Source organism: Paenibacillus sp. FSL R10-2782 (assembly GCF_038592985.1).
GTDB classification, from domain to species: Bacteria; Bacillota; Bacilli; order Paenibacillales; family Paenibacillaceae; genus Paenibacillus; species Paenibacillus terrae_C.
Map to the genome: position 1 here is coordinate 1,590,274 of NZ_CP151951.1, position 18,598 is coordinate 1,608,871.

General features: G+C 46.3%; 15 protein-coding genes and 1 tRNA gene. 15 read left to right on the plus strand and 1 reads right to left on the minus strand.

From position 1 onward, the window contains the following. The first annotated feature begins 138 nt into the window (after positions 1–138). The 5 genes from NST83_RS07345 to NST83_RS07365 all read left to right on the plus strand — a co-directional run bounded on the left by NST83_RS07345 (position 139) and on the right by NST83_RS07365 (position 5,506). Positions 139–1,173 carry a BMP family ABC transporter substrate-binding protein gene (locus NST83_RS07345; protein WP_342417139.1) on the plus strand — a complete coding sequence of 345 codons (1,035 nt, stop codon included), beginning with the start codon at positions 139–141 and terminating at the stop codon, positions 1,171–1,173. 141 nt (positions 1,174–1,314) lie between these two features. Next, positions 1,315–2,853, plus strand: coding sequence for an ABC transporter ATP-binding protein (locus tag NST83_RS07350; protein ID WP_342417140.1), 1,539 nt, complete (start codon positions 1,315–1,317; stop codon positions 2,851–2,853). After that, a complete protein-coding gene (locus NST83_RS07355) occupies positions 2,846–3,925 on the plus strand; it encodes an ABC transporter permease (protein WP_342417141.1) in 1,080 nt (359 codons plus the stop codon). Before NST83_RS07350 ends, NST83_RS07355 begins: the two co-directional genes overlap by 8 nt. Before the next feature lies 1 nt (position 3,926). Continuing rightward, complete coding sequence (locus NST83_RS07360) at positions 3,927–4,886, plus strand: ABC transporter permease (RefSeq protein WP_342417142.1); 960 nt, start codon at positions 3,927–3,929, stop codon at positions 4,884–4,886. A 266-nt stretch (positions 4,887–5,152) separates the two neighbouring features. Beyond that, positions 5,153–5,506 carry a hypothetical protein gene (locus NST83_RS07365; RefSeq protein WP_137062181.1) on the plus strand — a complete coding sequence of 118 codons (354 nt, stop codon included), beginning with the start codon at positions 5,153–5,155 and terminating at the stop codon, positions 5,504–5,506. A 34-nt stretch (positions 5,507–5,540) separates the two neighbouring features. Here NST83_RS07365 and NST83_RS07370 read toward each other — a convergent pair whose 3' ends face one another. Beyond that, on the minus strand, positions 5,541–5,981 hold the full coding sequence (locus NST83_RS07370) for a GNAT family N-acetyltransferase (RefSeq protein WP_137062182.1): 441 nt from the start codon (positions 5,979–5,981) through the stop codon (positions 5,541–5,543). A gap of 613 nt (positions 5,982–6,594) precedes the next feature. On the opposite strand from NST83_RS07370, the gene ilvB reads away from it, so the two are divergent. From ilvB to NST83_RS07420, 10 genes are all read left to right on the plus strand, one after another. Then, positions 6,595–8,340, plus strand: coding sequence for a biosynthetic-type acetolactate synthase large subunit (gene ilvB / locus NST83_RS07375; RefSeq protein ID WP_342417143.1), 1,746 nt, complete (start codon positions 6,595–6,597; stop codon positions 8,338–8,340). 1 nt (position 8,341) lies between these two features. Next, positions 8,342–8,827, plus strand: a complete 486-nt coding sequence (gene ilvN / locus NST83_RS07380) for an acetolactate synthase small subunit (RefSeq protein WP_342417144.1) — start codon at positions 8,342–8,344, stop codon at positions 8,825–8,827. A gap of 163 nt (positions 8,828–8,990) precedes the next feature. Further along, the gene (ilvC, locus tag NST83_RS07385) at positions 8,991–9,983 is read left to right on the plus strand and encodes a ketol-acid reductoisomerase (RefSeq protein ID WP_014280566.1); all 993 of its coding nucleotides are present in this window, start codon (positions 8,991–8,993) and stop codon (positions 9,981–9,983) included. 125 nt (positions 9,984–10,108) lie between these two features. Beyond that, positions 10,109–11,650 carry a 2-isopropylmalate synthase gene (locus tag NST83_RS07390; RefSeq protein ID WP_342417145.1) on the plus strand — a complete coding sequence of 514 codons (1,542 nt, stop codon included), beginning with the start codon at positions 10,109–10,111 and terminating at the stop codon, positions 11,648–11,650. 203 nt (positions 11,651–11,853) lie between these two features. Next, complete coding sequence (gene leuB, locus NST83_RS07395) at positions 11,854–12,930, plus strand: 3-isopropylmalate dehydrogenase (RefSeq protein ID WP_137062186.1); 1,077 nt, start codon at positions 11,854–11,856, stop codon at positions 12,928–12,930. A 301-nt stretch (positions 12,931–13,231) separates the two neighbouring features. Then, a complete protein-coding gene (locus NST83_RS07400) occupies positions 13,232–13,771 on the plus strand; it encodes a peroxiredoxin (protein WP_014280569.1) in 540 nt (179 codons plus the stop codon). Between the two features lie 264 nt (positions 13,772–14,035). After that, complete coding sequence (locus NST83_RS07405; RefSeq protein ID WP_137062187.1) at positions 14,036–14,452, plus strand: hypothetical protein; 417 nt, start codon at positions 14,036–14,038, stop codon at positions 14,450–14,452. 340 nt (positions 14,453–14,792) lie between these two features. Continuing rightward, positions 14,793–15,896 (plus strand): ATP-binding protein, encoded by a 1,104-nt coding sequence (locus tag NST83_RS07410; protein ID WP_342417146.1) that lies wholly within the window; start codon positions 14,793–14,795, stop codon positions 15,894–15,896. 333 nt (positions 15,897–16,229) lie between these two features. Continuing rightward, positions 16,230–18,371 carry an EAL domain-containing protein gene (locus NST83_RS07415; protein ID WP_342417147.1) on the plus strand — a complete coding sequence of 714 codons (2,142 nt, stop codon included), beginning with the start codon at positions 16,230–16,232 and terminating at the stop codon, positions 18,369–18,371. 108 nt (positions 18,372–18,479) lie between these two features. Further along, positions 18,480–18,550: transfer RNA gene (locus NST83_RS07420), tRNA-Gly, on the plus strand. Positions 18,551–18,598: the final 48 nt, after the last annotated feature.

Consider the following 18,598-nt stretch of genomic DNA (forward strand, 5'->3'; position numbering starts at 1 on the left):
AGTCGATCATAATTGTATAATCTCTAAAGTAAGTCTTCTGTAGGATCTGTCTCGACAGTAAATGGCATGTATGACGTACCCATTTTCAGAGAAAAGAGACAGTCCAGGGATCTAACACTAAGGGGGAACAGTATCAGCATGAAGAAAATGTTCAGTATGTCTTTGGTTATGTTGCTGGCGATCTCGGTCATTCTCGCTGGCTGCGGTAACAAAAATCAAGGCGCATCCAACGCAAGTGGCGGAGCAGGTGGTTCTACCAAAACATCGAATGTCCAAATCGGCATGGTTACAGATGTAGGCGGAGTAAACGACAAATCGTTTAACCAATCTGCATGGGAAGCACTGCAGGCCATTGAAAAGGAAACAGGCACCAAGGCTAAATATCTGCAAAGTAAATCGGATCAAGATTATATTCCTAACCTGAACCAATTTGTTAAGGGCGGTTTTAACCTGACTTGGGGTATTGGTTTTAATTTGGCGAATGCGATTGGACAAGTAGCGAAAGACAACCCGGACAAAAATCTGGCGATCATCGACAGTGTCGTAGATGCGCCTAATGTAAAATCGGTTGTTTTTGCTGAAAATGAAGGTTCCTTCCTCGTTGGGGTTGTAGCTGGTAAACTTACGAAAACAAACAAAATTGGTTTCGTGGGTGGACAAGACAGCCCGTTGATCAAACGTTTTGAAAAAGGCTTCGAAGCAGGGATTAAAGCAGTAAATCCAAATGCAAAATTGATCGTAAACTATGCAGGTGCGTTTGATAAGCCGGATGTAGGTAAAGCGGCAGCGGCAACGATCTATAATGACGGCGCTGATATTATTTTTCACGCAGCTGGCGGATCAGGCACAGGCGTATTTAACGAAGCGCTCGCACGGAAGCAACAAGGTCAGCAGGTATGGGTTATCGGTGTAGATAAAGACCAGTCGCTTGAGTTTGGTGATGACGTAACGTTGACTTCAATGGTCAAACGTGTGGATGAAGCCGTAAAACGTGTATCCCAGGAAGTCATCGACGGTAAATTTAAGGGCGGTATCGAAACGCTGGCTCTGAAAGATAACGGAATTGGCTTGGCGGATACATCCAGCAAAAACGTTCCTAAAGACGTGCTTGATCTCGTAGAGCAGTACAAGCAAAAAATTATTAAGGGTGAAATTACAGTTCCTTCGAAATAAGATTTGGCTTGCAAGATAAATAAAGGTGGCGACAAGGCTGGTTCACAAGACTAGCCTTGTTCTTACGTCTGGAGTTATACAGATCATAACGGTCAATCAGCTCATTGGAGCACATACTATAAAGTATATAAGGGTGATCTCATGGATGCAGCGACCCCCGTCGTTGAGTTAAAGCAAATTACAAAACGATTCCCCGGCATCGTTGCCAACGACTCCATCAGCATCAAGCTGCATAAGGGAGAAATTCATGCCCTTTTGGGTGAGAATGGTGCGGGTAAATCTACGCTTATGAATATTCTTTTCGGACTGTATCAGCCGGATGAAGGATCGATAGAAATCGGTGGAAAACCAGTGCAGATTGATAGCCCAAATAAGGCGATTGATTTGGGAATTGGCATGGTGCATCAGCATTTTAAGCTCGTGCAGCCGTTTACTGTCACCGAAAATATTGTCCTGGGCTCGGAGCCACGTAAAGGTCTGAAAATCAATTATAAAAAGGCTGCCGCCGAAGTACAGCAGTTGTCTGAGCAGTATGGCCTTCAGGTGAATCCGAATGCCAAAATTGAAGATATATCCGTTGGCATGCAACAACGAGTGGAAATTATAAAAACGCTTTATCGTGGCGCAGATATCCTGATCTTTGACGAGCCGACAGCGGTACTGACTCCACAGGAAATCATTGAGCTGTTGGACATTATGAAGCGTCTGGTAGCTGAAGGCAAGTCCATTATTTTGATCACTCATAAACTTAAAGAAATCATGCAAATTGCAGATACAGTTACGATTATTCGCCGGGGTCAGGTTATTGATACGGTCAAGACGTCGGAAACGACGCCGAATGATCTGGCGGAGAAAATGGTAGGCCGCCGTGTGTCCTTTAAAGTGGATAAGCAGCCTGCGAAGCCGGGACAAACCGTTCTGGAAATGAGCAATGTGGTCTCTAAAAACAAGGATGGCATTAGCGTTCTGAACAAGCTGAACCTGCAAGTCAAGGCAGGTGAGATTTTAGGAATCGCCGGAGTAGATGGCAATGGACAGAGTGAGCTGATTGAAGCTTTGACCGGTTTACGTAAGGTCGATGGCGGGCATATCCGATTGCTCGGACAAGAGATGACGAATCAGTCGCCACGTAAAATTTCAGAGGCAGGCGTTTCGCATATCCCGGAGGACCGGCATAAGCACGGGCTGGTACTCGATTTCTCCATGAGTGAAAACATGGTTCTGGAGACGTACTATCAGGCTCCGTACAGTAAAAATGGCTTTCTGAACAAAGAGGCTATTGATAAGCAGGCGAAAAGTCTCATCGAGAAATTTGATGTGAGAACGCCGGACATTCATACCAAGGCGAGAGCATTATCTGGCGGTAATCAGCAAAAGGCAATCATTGCGCGTGAAATAGATAAAAATCCAGATCTGCTTATTGCGGCCCAACCTACACGGGGGCTGGATGTTGGAGCGATTGAATTTGTCCAGAAGCAACTGATTGCTCAGCGGGACCAAGGCAAAGCGGTGTTGCTCATTTCTTTTGAACTGGACGAAATTATGAATGTTTCCGACCGAATAGCTGTCATCTATGAGGGCAAGATTGTCGGGGAAGTGCTACCGGAAGAAACGAATGATCAGGAATTGGGACTGATGATGGCCGGAAGTGCAGTGAAGAAAGGAGTAGAGAATGGCTAACCTGTTGAAAATATTTACGAAAGACTCCTTTGTTCTGGCGCTGGTCTCTATAATTTTGGGTCTTCTTCTGGGTGCTGTCGTAATGCTGATTGGCGGTTATGATCCCATTGTGGCGTATTCTGCTCTATTTAGCCGTGTGTACGGAGACTCATACAACTTTGGTGAGGCTATCCGTGAGATGACCCCACTGATTTTGACGGGGCTTGCATTTGCTTTTGCGGCCCGTGCCGGACTGTTTAACATCGGCGGCGAAGGACAATTTCTGGTGGGTATGACGGCTGCTTCGATTGTGGGCATCAAGCTGCATGGACTGCCTGCTATTATTCATGCGCCGCTGGCAATCATTGCTGGGGCGGTATTCGGGGGTCTATGGGCTGCAATTGCTGGCTATTTGAAGGCTAAGCGTGGCGTGAATGAGGTTATCACTTGTATTATGATGAACTGGATTGGTCTGTATTTGGCTAACCTGGTGATTAACCAGTTCGCACTCATGGAGGGTGAAAATCGTTCCGTGGATATTCAGCCCTCCGCTTCAATTTCGATTGAATGGCTGTCACAGATGATGGGTAATGCCCGGGTTCATTGGGGAACCGTTATTGCCGTGCTGGCAGCGGTGTTTTTCTATATTTTCTTGTGGAAAACCAAGCAAGGCTACGAGCTGCGTGCTGTTGGATTTAATCAGGACGCATCTCGCTATGCAGGTATGAATGTGAATCGCAATATCGTAAAAGCGATGTTTATTAGTGGTGTTTTTGCCGGATTGGCGGGTGCCTTTGAAGTGCTGGGTGTATTCCATTATCAATCCGTCATGGCAGGATCGCCGGGGACCGGCTTTGATGGTATCGCCGTGGCCCTCATTGGGATGAATAATCCGTTCGGTGTACTGCTGGGCTCTGTTTTGTTCGGAACGCTTACGTATGGTTCTGCGGGGATGAGCTTTAGCGCGGATGTACCGCCTGAAATCATTCGGATTGTCATCGGCTCAATTATTTTCTTTATTGCAGCTCAGGGAATTGTTCGTTGGGTTGTGAAGCCGCTCTACTCCAAGCGGAAGAAAGAGAAGGTGTTGTAAAATGAGTTGGTTAACACTTGGTGAATTAATCCATACAACGCTCGTTTTTGCGACGGCGATTATATTTGCGTCTCTCGGCGGAGTTTTTTCAGAAAAATCCGGTGTAACGAACCTCGGCCTGGAAGGTCTTATGGTGTTCGGGGCGTTTGCGGCGGGTGTAGGCGGATTTTATGCGGAACAAGCAGGGCTGGGGGGGACCTCTGCCGCTTGGGTAGGTGTGTTGTCGGCGGCTGTATTCGGCATTCTGGTTTCGCTGATTCATGCTGTAGCCTCGATTACGTTTAAAGCCGATCAGGTCATTAGCGGAATTGTTATTAACTTTTTGGCGGCAGGCAGTACGCTATACATGGTTAAGCTTTTATTTGAGGGTGATGGCGATACTGGGCGAATTCAGGGTTTTAGCGAAATATCAATTCCCTATCTAGTAGATATTCCGGTTTTAGGAAATGCTTTTTTCCAAGCTTATCCAACGACCTATTTGGCTATACTATTAGTCATTATTGGATATTTCACTTTGTATAAAACGCCGTTTGGCTTGCGTCTACGTTCTGTCGGAGAGCATCCGGGGGCTGCGGATACCGTCGGTATCAAGGTGAACAGGCTGCGTTATATTGGGGTCATGATCAGCGGTGCGTTGGCTGGTATTGGTGGTGCCACGATTACGTTGACGACGACAAATATGTTTTCGCATAATACGGTATCCGGCCAAGGTTATATTGCCATTGCCGCTATGATTTTCGGAAAATGGAACCCGCTCGGCGCTTTTGGCGCAGCTGTGTTTTTTGGCTTTTCTCAGGCCATTCGCAACTATGTGCAGTTGTTCGCATGGTCGCAAAGTATTCCCCAGGAAATTATTTTTATGCTGCCGTATCTCCTGACGATTATTGTACTGGTAGCGGCTGTAGGACGTTCACGTGCACCGGCTGCTTTGGGTCAGCTCTATGATCCAAGCAAGCGCTAATAGTAAATGGGCAACTAAACGCTATTTGTCTTGGAATCAGTAAATTGTATTTGTTCGTAAATCCGGTATCTGCATTCGCAGATACCGGATTTTTTTAGGTTGTGCAGGCATATAAACATACGCTTCTGGCATGGATGGAATAGACTGTGCTATGCAGATTGGACGAACGCTCGGCCCCTGTCAGCTCCAGTCTGTTTTGTGGTGGCCGTGAGCTATCAAGGAGCCGTTCAATCTGTCCATCCGTTAAGAAAGAAGGAGGAAATACGATGAAACAGGCAGTAACCAGAAAGCAGGTGGAGAAGCTTGTCGGCAAAGTCATTCTGGCTACTCGCAAGGATGGTTCTCAGGTCAGCGGCAAGCTGATTCGCATTTCGGGTAACCGACTGATTCTTCAGCCAAACCGTAAGAAAAAAGTAAAGACGAAGGCGATTATTCCCCTGGTGCTGTTTGACTTGCTTGCCATCGGCACGGCTCCTTACGTTGGTGGATATGGCGGTTACGGAGCAGGTTATGGGGGACCGGGATATGGCGGTCCGGGATACGGTGCCCCTCAGTACGGCCCATATACAGATGGGGGATACCCCGGAGCAGGATATCCGTTTTACCCCAATGTATTCTAGGTTAATGGAATTTTGAGATGTAGGCTCCACTTTTTCACAGTGTTTTTTCAAGTTCATGGCATCGACTCAGGGAGACGTATCGTAGCATTTGGTAATGGTTACGCAGATAAAAGCGGATTCCACGGATATTGACTTCATCTACCATGACTTTTGCCCGCTTGCAGCGTCGTAGTCGCCCGTATTGTTCGGCATGCTCCAGCAGTTTTTTTCCGTAGCGCTGGCCTTGATGAGACGAAGAGATTGCGATCAAATCAATGTACAGCAGCTCTCCATGCAGCATGACATGAATGAAGCCGACAGGCTGTGCATTATCGGGCCTGCAAGCGACAAAAGTGATGCCCCGGTTTAAGCGCCGGGGTAATTCTTTACGGATTTGATCTATTTCTTGTGCACCTAAATGTGACAGGGGGACAAGTTCTTGCTCGATCAGACGAAGGATCATTCTGTCATCTTGGGCGCTGCGTTTGCGGATCATAGCGTGCCTCCTTTTCCACCCTTTTAGCAAGGCAAGACGAGGCTTTGGAGGTGCGCACAGTCTCGCCGTGTGGTCTTTTTTATAATATGCGGGTAGCTCTTGCAAGCGTGCGGCTCCGAGGTACCCCGGAGATAAAACATGAATTTTTATGAAATCTGGGTATTGACTATCCCAGATGGGGGACATATAATGTGTCTAAACATTTGAAAGAATGACATGAACTCAACGGCAATGAAAAGGACGAAGTGATTAGGGCTCTTTTGTTCAGAGAGTGAGGCATTAGCTGCAAGCTTCACCAAAATCCCTTTTTAACGAGCTCACCTTGGAGCTGTTTTCCTGAAAAGTATTTGGGCCCGATGATATTTAGCGGTGCGCTGATTCACCTATTAGGGAAAATCGTACGGTCTACGTTACAGACGCCAGATATGGAGATCCTTTGTGATTTCTGTACCTGCCAAGGTTCGATATTGCGAAATATCGGGCAAATACGGGTGGTACCACGGAAGCTATAGCCTTTCGTCCCTCAGTAACAGCAAGTCTGTTCTAGGGATGGAAGGTTTTTTTGTTTTTACAAATGTCAGATGTATGTAAATTTTGTAAAGGAGGATGACCAATGAGTGCACAAATTCCTGAAGTTCGGTCAACCAATGAATTACGCGAAAAGTGGATGAAACCTGAAGTGATTACAGGTTCGGAAATTTTGCTCCGTAGCCTGTTGCTGGAGGGAGTAGATTGTGTCTTCGGATACCCCGGTGGTGCAGTGCTTTACATTTATGATGCCATGTATGGCTTTGAGGATTTCAAGCATGTCCTCACCCGTCACGAGCAGGGAGCCATTCATGCGGCAGATGGTTACGCACGTGCCAGTGGTAAAGTCGGCGTCTGTATCGCGACTTCCGGACCTGGAGCAACAAACCTGGTAACCGGCATTGCGACGGCTTTTATGGATTCGGTGCCGTTAGTGGTCATCACAGGCAACGTTATATCCTCCCTGATCGGCACAGACGCTTTTCAGGAAGCTGATATCACGGGAATCACGATGCCGATTACGAAGCACAGCTATCTGGTAAGAGATGTAGAGGATCTGCCGCGAATCATTCATGAGGCGTTCCATATTGCCAACACGGGCCGCAAGGGTCCGGTACTGATTGATATTCCGAAGGATATATCGGCAGCCCAAACGCTGTTTGTTCCACAAACGGGACCTGTGACCATGCGAGGTTATAACCCGAAGGTATTGCCAAACAAAATTCAGCTAGACAAGCTGACTCACGCTATTTCTGAAGCGAAACGCCCATTTATTCTGGCAGGTGGCGGGGTTGTTTACTCCGGTGGGCATGAGGCACTTTACGAGTTTGTTCGCAAAACGGAAATTCCGATTACAACAACATTGCTGGGATTGGGAGGTTTCCCAAGTGGTCATGAACTGTGGACAGGAATGCCGGGGATGCACGGAACGTACACCTCCAATCAGGCGATTCAACAGTCGGATTTGCTAATCTGTATCGGTGCCCGCTTTGATGACCGGGTGACAGGCAAGCTGGACGGCTTTGCTCCTCACGCCAAAATTGTCCATATTGATATCGATCCTGCCGAAATCGGCAAAAACGTACCGACAGATATTCCGATTGTAGGCGATGTGAAAGCGGTACTGGAGTTGCTGAATCAGGATGTGAAACGCGCGAATCGAGCGGATGCATGGAGAGCGCAAATTCAACAATGGAAAAATGAGAAGCCTTATTCTTATAAGGATTCGGATACAGTGCTTAAGCCACAATGGGTTGTCGAGCTGCTGGATGAAACGACCAAAGGCGGCGCAATCGTGACAACGGACGTGGGTCAGCATCAAATGTGGGCAGCGCAGTATTATAAATTCAATCAGCCGCGCTCATGGGTAACATCCGGTGGGCTAGGTACGATGGGATTTGGTTTCCCTTCCGCGATTGGCGCTCAGATGGCGAATCCCGACAGACTGGTTATCTCGATTAACGGAGACGGCGGCATGCAGATGTGTTCGCAGGAGCTGGCCATTTGTGCAATCAATAACATCCCGGTCAAAATCGTAATCATCAACAATCAGGTGCTGGGGATGGTTCGACAATGGCAGGAATTGATCTATGACAATCGCTATAGCCATATTGATCTGGCCGGAAGCCCAGATTTTGTGAAGCTGGCTGAGGCATACGGCGTAAAAGGACTGCGTGCTACGAATAAGGAAGAGGCACGTCGGGCTTGGCAGGAGGCGCTTGATACACCCGGACCGGTCGTTGTCGAGTTTGTGGTCAGCAAGGAAGAGAATGTATATCCAATGGTGACGCAAGGTTCGACGATTGATCAAATGCTGATGGGGGACGAGTAAAATGACGACTAAAAATACCATTGCTGTACTGGTAAATGATCATCCCGGCGTTTTGCAGCGTGTGTCCGGCCTGTTCGGTCGCCGTGGCTTTAACATTGAGAGCATTACCGTGGGTCAATCGGAGGAAGTTGGATTATCCCGTATGGTCATTGTGACCATAGGAGATAAGAACAATCTGGAGCAGATCGAGAAGCAGCTTTACAAGCTGGTTGATGTAATCAAGGTTATTGATCTTAGCTCCAAGCCAATGGTCGCACGGGAGCTGGCGATGATTAAGGTGAAAGCAGAACCGCCTCAGCGGCCAGAAATTATGGGTGTCGTGGAAACGTTCAGAGCAGCCGTAGTTGATGTTGGAACGACGAGCTTGATTGTTCAGGTCATTGGCGATACCGAAAAAATTGATGCCATGATCGAGTTGTTGAAGCCTTACGGTATTCGTGAGCTGACCCGAACCGGGGTTACGGCCATGATACGTGGCAATGCTTAATACGGAGCTTTAACGAATCACCGCTTATAGCGCATTACATCAATAAAGAACCGCCCGCATAAGAGCGGGGGCTCGAAGAGATTTTCAAGGTTCGGTAACGATGCAGAGTCTCTTGGAGTACCCGCTCATTATGAAGGGTCCAATTAAAAGGAGGAAATTAACCATGGCAGTTACAACGTACTACGAAAAAGATGCAGAGCTCAGCGTATTGAAAGGAAAAACAGTTGCCGTTATCGGTTACGGTAGCCAAGGACATGCTCAAGCACAAAACTTGCGTGACAGTGGTCTAAATGTTGTTATCGGTTTGCGTGAAGGCAAATCGGCAGATGTTGCAAGAAACGACGGTTTTGAAGTTCTGAACGTGGCTGATGCAACAAGCCGTGCAGATGTGGTTCAAATTTTGTTGCCGGATGAAACACAAGCTTCTGTATACAAAAATGAAATTGAACCTAACCTGAAAAAAGGAGCAGCTCTTTTATTCTCCCATGGTTTCAATGTTCATTTCGGACAAATCGTTGCTCCTAAAGATAGCGATGTACTGCTGGTTGCTCCAAAATCTCCAGGTCATATGGTACGTCGTACCTATGTAGAAGGCTTTGGCGTACCGGGTCTGATTGCAATCGAGCAGGATGCAACGGGTCAAGCGAAAGAAATCGGTCTTGCTTATGCCAAGGGTATTGGCTGTACACGTGCGGGCGTGATCGAAACCTCCTTCCGTGAAGAAACGGAAACAGATCTGTTCGGTGAGCAGGCGGTATTGTGTGGTGGCGTGAGCGCACTCGTAAAAGCGGGTTTTGAAACGTTGACTGAAGCAGGATATGCTCCTGAGATGGCTTACTTCGAATGCTTGCATGAGCTTAAGCTGATCGTTGACCTGATGTATGAAGGCGGTTTGGCAACAATGCGCGATTCCATCAGTAACACAGCGGAATATGGCGACTATGTAACTGGACCACGTATCGTAACAGAAGATACGAAGAAAGCAATGAAAGACGTATTGACTGACATTCAACAAGGTAAATTTGCTCGTGACTTCATCCTTGAAAATCAATCCGGACGTGCATTCCTGACGGCTACTCGCCGTAATGAAGCTAACCATCCGATTGAAGTGGTGGGCGGACAATTGCGCGAAATGATGCACTGGATCAAAAAATAAGATCTTTTTGTACAACGAGTTCGAAAAACATGATTCATTCATAATGTAATCTTACAATGCGGCCCTGCTTATTGCGTGAGCCGCATTGTAATTTAATGCTTCTATCCTGAGGGAGGTGCGTTAGGTTGCGCAAAATATATATATTTGACACAACGTTGAGAGACGGAGAACAGTCACCTGGTGTGAACTTGAATACCCGTGAGAAAGTAGAGATTGCCCATCAGTTGGAAAAATTAGGTATTGACCGTATGGAAGCTGGATTCCCGGCTGCTTCACCGGGGGACTTGGCCTCTGTTAATGCGGTTGCCAAGGCTGTCAAAAATTCAACGGTTATTGGTCTTTCACGAGCGAGGGAACAGGATATTGATGCAGTCCGCGAGGCACTTAAGGGAGCTCAGGACCCATGTATCCATATCTTTCTGGCAACCTCCCCCATTCACCGTCAGTATAAGCTGCGGATGGAGAAGGCACAGGTATTGGAAACCGCTCGTTCAGCCATTCGTTATGGGTTAAAATATTTGCCCAAGGTAGAGTTTTCCCTGGAGGATGCAGGTCGTACGGAGCTTGATTTTGTGGTGGAAATGGTCACCATGGCTGTACAGGAAGGTGTGTCTGTCGTCAATATTCCGGATACCGTGGGTTACTTGACACCTTATGAATACGGCAACATTTTCAAGCATGTTAAGGAGAATGTAGTTGGTGTGGAAAAGATTCAATTGAGCGCACATTGCCACAACGACCTGGGAATGGCTACGGCCAATACGCTGGCTGCGATCCTGAACGGGGCGGATCAGATTGAGGGCACCATTAACGGTATCGGTGAACGCGCCGGAAATACCGCCATTGAGGAAATCGCGATGGCGCTGGAGACGAGACAGGAATTTTTCCAGGCCAAAACGTCTCTGCAACTGTCCGAGATTGCACGTACGAGCCGTATGGTCAGCCGTCTGACGGGTATGGTCGTGCCGGGCAACAAGGCGATTGTTGGAGCGAATGCTTTTGCGCATGAATCGGGTATTCATCAGGATGGCATGTTGAAGGAAAAAACGACCTATGAAATCATGACGCCGGAAAGTATTGGTCTGAAGGAAAGCAAGCTGGTACTGGGCAAGCATTCCGGTCGCCATGCTTTCCGCGAACGCTTGATCGAGCTGGGCTACGAATTGAGCGAAGAGGAGCTGAACCGCTCCTTCGGACAGTTCAAGGATTTGGCTGACAGGAAGAAAGAAGTATCGGATGATGATATCCTGGCGCTGCTGGAAGAAAAACTGGCCGATTCACCAGAAGTTTTCAAGCTGGAAACGATTTTTGTAACCTATGGCAACGAGGCTACACCTTCCGCCAAGGTACGTCTGGTTACAGACGATGGTCAGGTTATTGAGACGGAAGCTGAAGGGAACGGTTCGGTCGATGCGATTTACAATGCGATTGACCAAGCCAGCAGCGAGACAGTCGTTCTTTCGGATTACTCGATCAAGTCTGTTACCCAAGGTAAGGATGCTCTGGGTGAAGTGCATGTCGTGTTGACCCAAAACGATCTATCTGTACAGGGACGTGGGGTAAGCACTGACATTCTGGAAGCAAGCGCCCGTGCTTATGTGGATGCATTAAATGGCTTGATCGACAAGCGTAAAACCTACAGCAATCGTGTAGATTACAAGTCCTAAGGGTTGCAAATCAAGCAATTTGGAGTTTACAGGATCGGGTATTTCCGGTCCTGTTTTGTTTTGTCTTACTACAGATTTTTAACTTATAGGCTAAGCCTATTAATTGATAGATTCTATATCTTGGTCAAAGCCCTGCCATGTATGTTACAAAGAAGGTATAAATAATACGCCCGTAAGGCTGTAAAACAAGAGGAGTGTACGTGATGGCAGACGTGAAAAAGATTGCGGTAATAGCTGGGGACGGAATTGGACCGGAAGTGGTGGCTGAGGCAGAGAAAATTTTGAAGCGTACGGAGGAAGTGTTTGGCCATTCTTTTGAAACGGAGCATGCACTGTTCGGTGGAATTGCGATTGATGAGAAGGGTACACCGTTGCCCCAAGAAACGCTGGCTGTCTGCCAATCTGCAGATGCCGTACTGTTGGGAGCCGTAGGTGGTCCCAAGTGGGATAATAATCCGAAGGAGCTTCGCCCTGAAACAGGACTGCTAGGTATACGCAAAGAGCTGGGCCTGTTCTCGAATCTTCGTCCGGCTGTCGTCTTCGACTGTCTCAAGGACGCTTCGACACTGAAGCCTGAAGTGCTGGAAGGAACGGATCTGATCGTTGTGCGCGAGCTGACAGGCGGCATTTACTTCGGTGAGAAGTTCAGACGTGAAAGTCCTCAGGGTGAGGAAGCTGTCGATACATGCGCATATAATGTAACGGAAGTGGAGCGCATTGTTCGCCAATCTTTCGAAATTGCACAAAAGCGTCGCAAAAAGCTCGCATCGGTGGACAAGGCCAACGTGCTGGAAACTTCCCGTTTGTGGCGTGAAGTGGTTAACCGGGTCGCAGTAGACTATCCGGATGTTGAGCTGGAGCATGTGCTGGTTGATAACTGCGCAATGCAATTGCTGCGTCGGCCGTCCAGCTTTGACGTCATCGTGACGGAAAATATGTTCGGCGATATCCTTAGTGACGAAGCGGCTATGCTGACCGGGTCCATCGGTATGCTGTCCTCCGCTTCTCTCGGGGAAGGCAGCTTCGGTCTGTACGAGCCGGTACACGGCTCGGCACCTGACATTGCAGGTCAAGGACTGGCCAATCCGATTGCTACGATCCTGTCCGTTGCTTTAATGTTCCGAATGACTTTCGGATATGAGAAAGCTGCTGATGCCATTGAGAAGGCGGTAGCTGAGGTACTGGATGCTGGACATCGTACAGCCGATATCGCGGTAGATAAATCCAAGGCTATCTCGACAACTCGTATGGGTGATCTGATCGCAGCAGCTATTCGATAAAAGCTTGGAGGCTTCCTTGAAACAAGGTGGCTGATGATACAGCAAGTGCATGATACAGCAGCTCCTGAGCAATCAGGGGCTGCTGTTATATCTTGAAGGGTGCAGCCTGGTGAATGTGTATAAATTGTGAATTTTTAGAATCTAGTTTAAAATAATTCTAAAAAAGTAATGGTTACAATATTGACTTTGATTTCTGCGAATGATAACATTTATCAAGTAGGTTGCTTTAATACAATACAGATGATTGAGGAAAACACATTTGATGTTTTTCTTACATATTTTAAAAGGAGGATTTCATATTATGGCAGAAAGATTGGTAGGAAGACCCGCACCTGATTTTGCATTGGAAACAGTGACTGGGGACGGTCAAGAATTTGGTTCGGTGAAGCTTTCCGATTACCGTGGCAAATGGCTCGTATTCTTTTTCTATCCACTGGATTTCACTTTTGTGTGCCCAACAGAAATCACAGCATTGAGCGATGCTGCTGACCAATTTAAAGAGCTGGATACTGAAATTCTGGGTATCAGTGTAGACTCTGTACACAGCCACAAAGCATGGATCAATACAGCTAAAGAAAACAACGGATTGGGCAAACTGAACTTCCCGTTGGCTTCTGATATCACGAAAAAAACAGCAAGCGATTATGGCGTTCTGATCGAAGAAGAAGGAGTTGCATTGCGCGGCTTGTTCATCATTGATCCTGAAGGAGAATTGAAATACCAAGTGGTTAACCACAACGACGTAGGTCGTAGTGTAGAAGAAACATTGCGTGTACTGCAAGCTTTGCAATCTGGCGGCTTGTGCGCAATGAACTGGAAACCAGGCGACAAAAACCTGTAATACAAACTTAGAAGAAGTTGAACATTAAACTTGCAAGCCCCCAACAAGCGGTTTTTTACCGACATTGGGGGCTTGCTTGCCTATGTTATGCAGGGAAAGATTTTATAATAATGTGTGTTTGAATTGAACAGTACAGGGTGAAATAAGAAATAATTGTGGAAATGTTACTGTGTTTTGGAGGAATTTCAGCTGGTGAAAGCGAATAAGGTAACATAGAGGATACACAAGGCGGAACAGGTTTTGTTCAGAGGAGGCTGAGCCCGGATGAGCTATTGCTGTGGAGCAAGCATGGTAGGAACCAAGGGAACGCTGAAGCATTACCGCACCCAAGTTCATAATGTTCCTTTGCTGTTTTGCCCGGTATGTCGTCGCATTGAGGTTCATTATAAAGTCGAGAATGAGTATGAAATTTTGGCGGAGTATGCACATGGAGACGGGGCAAGCGAGATTGATTTTCAGGATTACGTCATGGAAGATGATGATACGATATTTGAGAATTGTGTGAATCGAGAGAGTGAGGATGAGTTTGAAATTTTGAAGCGCCAAATTGACATGTCTCTGGATTTATTGATGGTAGCAAAACAGATGAACGATGAAAAATGGCAGGGGGAGCTCAAGAGAAGACTGGCTGTTATGAGCCAGAGACGCTCTCGGCTTCAGCATAATAAGAGCGGCAGTTGACATCCTACACACCAAAGAAGCTCTCACACCTGGAGAGCTTCTTTGGTGTGTAGGGCGCTTATTCCTAACTTATTGTTTGGTTTTTAGTAATGTTGCGCAGATATTATGACGAAAGAAAACAGGATAAAAATGTGAATTCGACACTTTTTCCGATTGACTGGAATCCTAAGTCTTGTCTATCATAAAATTAGACTCTCAATTGGAAAGAGATGACCGGGTTTTTGAAGCTGTTTTCTAACCGTTGAAGGGTAGTCGATAGATGATGTCTTTCTCTTCTTCAAAAAATGTTAAGCGTCCGATACGGCCAGTTTATCATTCCGAAACAAGGGGGAAGCCTGGCATGATCAGTGAATTCCAAGAAGCCTTGCTTGATACCGTGGGAGCTTGCCCTCCCACACAGATCGCCAATAACAAGTATGAAAATGTGCTGGAGAACCTGGATAGTGGTATCATGCTGTTTGACAGTGACGGGGTACTGACCTTTATTAACGTGCAAATGGCCAAACTGCTGGAACTGCCACGTAGTTCGCTGGCAGGTCGCAACTTGATGCAAATTTTGCATCATCCCGAGTTAAGCCGATTTAAGAAGAAGAAAATTATGCGGATATACAAAGAGACCATCTTTCATAGAAAGCGCTATCATGAATTGATTGATGAGTATGGTCGGCATTGGTTGATTACGGTGACCTATGGGGATCAGATGGATGGCGATTTTTTGTTCAGTGTCAAGGATGTGTCGGATTATAAGCAAATTGAACAGACGGCGTATCAAAATGACAAGCTTGCGATGTTAGGACGCATTTCCGCCTCGATTGCTCATGAAATCCGTAACCCGCTTACTGCCATTCGGGGCTTTATTCAATTACTGCGGCCGCATCTGGTGGAACTGGGAAGAGATGAGTATGCTCGTATAATTTTGACAGAGATAGATCGCGCGAACGACATTATTTATGAGTTTCTGAATTCGTCCAAGCCTTCAGCTCCGCAAAAAACGGCTGTACCTGTGATGGGTCTGTTGAAAGAGGTTGTGATGCTGACCGAAAGCGAGGCGCTGATGAAGGGGTGCCAGATCGCACTGGATGAAAATAGCACGCTCATGAAGGTTTCCATTGATGTAAAGCAGATTAAGCAGGTCATTCTCAATATGATCAAAAATGCAATGGATGCCATCGAGGGGATCAGAGAGGACCGTGAAGGATGCATTGATATCCATACGGTGCTGGAGGGCTCGTATGTCCATATTTGCATTGAAGATAATGGTTTGGGGATGGATCACAATACATTATCACGTTTATTTGATCCATTTTTTACAACAAAAGAAAGCGGTACCGGCTTGGGACTGGCAGTGAGCTACCGGATCATCAAAAATCACGGAGGCTTTATTCATGTAGACAGTACACATGGAAAGGGGACACAGTTTAAAATCACGCTTCCTGTAGTTTAGACTTTTGGACCTTTCACAAAAGGGAGGCGCTAAGTACTCATTCTTTTGTGTTCTACAGCTAGGTATCACTCATTTGAAAAAGACCGCATAGAGCGCAGGATCTGAAAAGATGATGCGCTTTTTTGGTGCTGTAAGCTTATTTATTTGCGTAAATATGAAAATAAAATAATGAATATAAGACTAAAAAATGATTCACCTTTCACAGATTAAATGTTATTATGTACCAGAATCCATATTTATATTTGATACAATAGACTTAAAAAACGGCTTCCAAAGCTGTCAAACGTCTTAGATGATCGGAATTTCCGATATGCAGGGGGCTGAAGAGGCTGAATGAATACACGGCTGGAAGTAAAGAAAACGATAGGCATCGGTATTGCTGCGCTAGTTCTGTTTGTCTTAGTTCAGTTATTTCAGGTAACTTTGAATAAGCTATACTCTCATAATGCTTTTTTCTTGCTATACCCCATTGCAGGATTCGCCTGTGCAGCGATCTGTTTCTCTATTTTTTATCATTCCTGGTCGGTTTTGCTGGAGCATTTATCCTGGCAGCGACTTCTCATCGCTCCTACATTTCTGGTGGTTGGTCTGCTTTATCTTGTTCATATCCTTTCGTTTAGCTTTGTTAGCCTGACGGACTTTGTTTTGTCTCCGGGTATTTCGCTGTTGCTTCTTTACGTGAATCGCGTCTTTACCTCTATTATGCTTGTAGTCATTTGTTCCCTTCCCTTTAGAAAAGCCAGATCAGGATACAAGAAAACCGTTTTATGGACAGGTATAAGTTTTACTTTGCTGATTCTGGGGACTATTCAGATCTACGGACCGTACTTACCGGATCTTCGTATTAGACATCAACTGGACAATCTGGGATGGATGCTGAACTGGGTTATCCTGTTTCTGCTTGTATCCAATTTTATTTTGGGCGCACGAAAATATTTTAAATATCTTCCATCGGAATTTGGTATGTTGCTTATGTTTCGCGGGATTGGGCTATGTATCGTGAGCCAACTGTTTTATATGTCCTCCTGGCAAATGAGTGATGTAAATCACCTTATGGGACTTTTGATGAATGCCGTGGCGTTTTATGATCTGCTAAGCGGCATGGTTCGACTAATGGTTCTAATTCCCTATCAGGAAAAGAAGGTGGCAGAATCTGAATTTAATTACATAGCCTATTATGATGATATCACAGGGCTACCGAATCGTCGGCGTCTTTCACAACGTTTGGAGCAAGCTCTGCGCAATCCATTAAAACCCGATGAGACGGTAGCTCTTTTAATATTGAATATTGACCGATTCAAAACCATTAACGATTCGTTGGGCCATATGGCAGGGAATTATTTGCTGTATGCGGTGGGAGAACGCTTGGAGCATTTTTGCCGTGAAGGCGAGGATGTTTTCAGTATGGGCAGAGATGAGTTTGCGTTTCTTCTCACAGGCTACCAGGATATAGATGCCATGAAAAATCGTATTGATGATATGGTAAAGTTATTTGAGCAGCCTTTTGATATTAATGGTGAGTACTACCATGTGATGGTGAGTATGGGGATAGCTTTATATCCTCTGGATGCCACTCAGGGTGAGCAGCTCATTCAGCATGCGGATACCGCTGTCCATAATGCCAAGGAGCAGGGAGTGAATATTCAGCGGTATACCAGTGTCATGCAGATGCGGGCGCAGGAAAGGCTCCAATTGGAAAATGATTTGCGGCGTGGGCTTGAAAATGAAGAATTTTCACTGGTGTATCAACCGCGTGTTCATTTGCAGAGTGGTGAATTGACGAGCCTGGAGGCACTGGTGCGTTGGAATCATCCTCATCGCGGAATGGTGATGCCAGGAGATTTTATTCCAGTAGCTGAAGAAAGTGGTCTGATCGTGCCTTTGGGAGAATGGGTGCTACGGGAAGCATGCTCACAAAACAAGCGTTGGCAGAGGGCTGGATACCAGCTGATCCCGATATCAGTGAACTTATCCATGCGCCAATTTCAGCAAAAAAAGCTGGTGGATGTGATTCGGGGGATTTTGGCCTGTACGGGACTGGAACCGTGCTATCTGGAGCTGGAGATTACAGAGAGTATGACTTTTGATAAGGATCGAGCCTTTGAGCAACTGAAAAAAATAAAAGCCATTGGCGTTGCAATCAGTATCGATGATTTTGGAACAGGCTATAGCTCGTTGCATTATTTGAAAAATCTTCCGATAGATCGTCTTAAAATTGACCGTTCCTTTGTCAATGAGGTGCTGGTGGACAGCAAAAATGCGGCTATTGTGTCGACCATTGCTTCCATGGCCCACCATTTGAAGCTGAAGGTTACGGCTGAAGGCGTGGAAAATGAGGGTCAGCTCCAATTTTTACAGGCTCAGGATTGTCATGAGGGTCAAGGCTATTATTTCAGTCGGCCTATTTCGGCGGAATCCTTTGAAAACTTGTTTTTGCGCAAACCTATGAATTGGCTGACTCAGGATGGGGTGTAGTTTGCTTGCAATTTACATGCAGGTAAGTTATAGTAGATAATGTCCTGATTCTGCTGGTTGACAACAGTTTGATTATGTCATTACATGAGAATTGCGATATTGTAAAATGCGGGTGTAGTTCAATGGTAGAACTTCAGCCTTCCAAGCTGATAGCGTGGGTTCGATTCCCATCACCCGCTTAGCAATATGTTTCACCCAGAACCCTTGGTGCACAAGGGTTTTTTGTT

Coding starts and splice junctions, on each gene's coding strand:
- NST83_RS07415 (WP_342417147.1), top strand. CDS start 16,230: ATGAATACACGGCTGGAAGTAAAGAAAACGATAGGCATCGGTATTGCT.
- NST83_RS07365 (WP_137062181.1), top strand. CDS start 5,153: ATGAAACAGGCAGTAACCAGAAAGCAGGTGGAGAAGCTTGTCGGCAAA.
- NST83_RS07360 (WP_342417142.1), top strand. CDS start 3,927: ATGAGTTGGTTAACACTTGGTGAATTAATCCATACAACGCTCGTTTTT.
- NST83_RS07350 (WP_342417140.1), top strand. CDS start 1,315: ATGGATGCAGCGACCCCCGTCGTTGAGTTAAAGCAAATTACAAAACGA.
- leuB (WP_137062186.1), top strand. CDS start 11,854: ATGGCAGACGTGAAAAAGATTGCGGTAATAGCTGGGGACGGAATTGGA.
- NST83_RS07405 (WP_137062187.1), top strand. CDS start 14,036: ATGAGCTATTGCTGTGGAGCAAGCATGGTAGGAACCAAGGGAACGCTG.
- NST83_RS07370 (WP_137062182.1), bottom strand. CDS start 5,981: ATGATCCGCAAACGCAGCGCCCAAGATGACAGAATGATCCTTCGTCTG.
- ilvC (WP_014280566.1), top strand. CDS start 8,991: ATGGCAGTTACAACGTACTACGAAAAAGATGCAGAGCTCAGCGTATTG.
- NST83_RS07355 (WP_342417141.1), top strand. CDS start 2,846: ATGGCTAACCTGTTGAAAATATTTACGAAAGACTCCTTTGTTCTGGCG.
- NST83_RS07400 (WP_014280569.1), top strand. CDS start 13,232: ATGGCAGAAAGATTGGTAGGAAGACCCGCACCTGATTTTGCATTGGAA.
- ilvN (WP_342417144.1), top strand. CDS start 8,342: ATGACGACTAAAAATACCATTGCTGTACTGGTAAATGATCATCCCGGC.
- NST83_RS07410 (WP_342417146.1), top strand. CDS start 14,793: ATGATCAGTGAATTCCAAGAAGCCTTGCTTGATACCGTGGGAGCTTGC.
- NST83_RS07345 (WP_342417139.1), top strand. CDS start 139: ATGAAGAAAATGTTCAGTATGTCTTTGGTTATGTTGCTGGCGATCTCG.
- ilvB (WP_342417143.1), top strand. CDS start 6,595: ATGAGTGCACAAATTCCTGAAGTTCGGTCAACCAATGAATTACGCGAA.